At 72.8% G+C, this 1,351-nt stretch carries 2 protein-coding genes; one reads left to right on the forward strand and one right to left on the reverse strand.

Translation table 11 applies throughout. The features are described from left to right. Window positions 1–190: 190 nt before the first annotated feature. Complete coding sequence (locus QOL99_RS17075; protein WP_326522603.1) at window positions 191–745, reverse strand: RNA polymerase sigma factor; 555 nt, start codon at window positions 743–745, stop codon at window positions 191–193. Window positions 746–848: 103 nt separating this feature from the next. Here QOL99_RS17075 and QOL99_RS17080 point away from each other — a divergent pair. After that, window positions 849–1,351, forward strand: a 503-nt coding sequence (locus QOL99_RS17080) for a metal-dependent transcriptional regulator (RefSeq protein WP_285525590.1), incomplete at its 3' end; no start/stop codon positions are given.

A 1,351-nucleotide genomic window follows, 5' to 3' on the forward strand; every position in this document is an offset into this window, starting at 1 on the left:
GCCAGCAGGGAGGGCCACAGGGGGGCGCGGCGAGCGGTCGGAGTCATCGCAGCCCGGTGGCGGGCCAGGAAGCGGTCGGCGGCCCCGGCGTCGGCGGGCGTCTCGGCGCGGGCCTGGGCGAAGAGGAGGTCGAGGTCGTCGTCGGTCATGGTGGGGGCTCCAGTTCTGCGGGTCATCCAGTTCTCGCGGGTCATGGGGTCACGCCCACGGCGCTCAGCAGCCCGCGCAGGGCGGCGCGGCCCCGGCTGATTCGGCTCTTCACAGTGCCCAGCTCCACGCCCAGCACCCCGGCGATCTCGGCGTAGTCCAGCCCGCCGAGTTCGCGCAGGGTCACGGCGTCGCGCTGCTCGGGCGGCAAGCGCGACAGTGCCCAGGCGAGGCGGGCGCGGAGGTCGGCCTGCTCGCCCGCGCGGGCGGGGCTGTGACGCGAGGTGGGCTCGGGAACCTCGTCGAGCGGCAGGCTGGCGCGGGCGGCGAGCGCCTTGTGGCAGGCGTTGAGGGTGACCCGGTGCAGCCAGGTCGTGAACAGCGCCTCGGCGCGGAAGCCAGACAGATTGCGGTAGACACTCATCCAGACCTCCTGCAGCACGTCGTCGGCGCTGCCCGGTCCCACCATCCCCGAGGCGAGGCGGTGCAGCCGGGGCGAATGCCGCCGCACGAGCAGCTCGAACGCCGCCTCCCGCTGCTCACCCGGATGGGCGGCGAGGGGCACGAGCTGCTCGTCGGGGAGGGAATTCAAGGCCACCTCACAGGGTAGGAGGCGCGGAAGCCCCGAAAAGTTCCTGCACCGGGAAGGCAGGGGGTTTGCGCCCCTTGAATCTTTATTTTTGGTATGCCTAAACTTGGGCATGACCGCCCGCCCCCTCTCCCCTTCCGCCGAGGACTACCTCAAGCACCTGTATGTGCTGGGGCAAGGCGGCAAGGTCAATACGCAGGCCCTGGCCGACGCGCTGGGGGTGGTGCCCGCGAGTGCCACCGGAATGCTCCGCAAGCTGAATGAACAGGGCCTCGTCGCGCACGCGCCGTACCAGGGCGCCCGCCTGACCGCCGAGGGCGAGCAGGTGGCGCTGGAGGTGCTGCGGCACCACCGGCTGCTGGAACTTTTCCTGCACCGGGCGCTGGGCGTGCCGCTCGACGAGGTCCACGAGGAGGCCGAGCGGCTGGAACACGCGCTGTCCGAACGGCTCGAGGCCCGCATCGCCGCGTGGCTGGGCGACCCCACCCACGACCCGCACGGCGACCCGATTCCCACCGTGCGGGGCGAGGTGCCCGCCCGCGCCGAGCGGCGGCTGACCCAGCTTGCCCCGGAGGAGACGGCGACCGTGGCCCGCGTGCCCGACGGCGACCCGGC

This window comes from Deinococcus rhizophilus, from assembly GCF_030271215.1.
GTDB classification, from domain to species: Bacteria; Deinococcota; Deinococci; order Deinococcales; family Deinococcaceae; genus Deinococcus; species Deinococcus rhizophilus.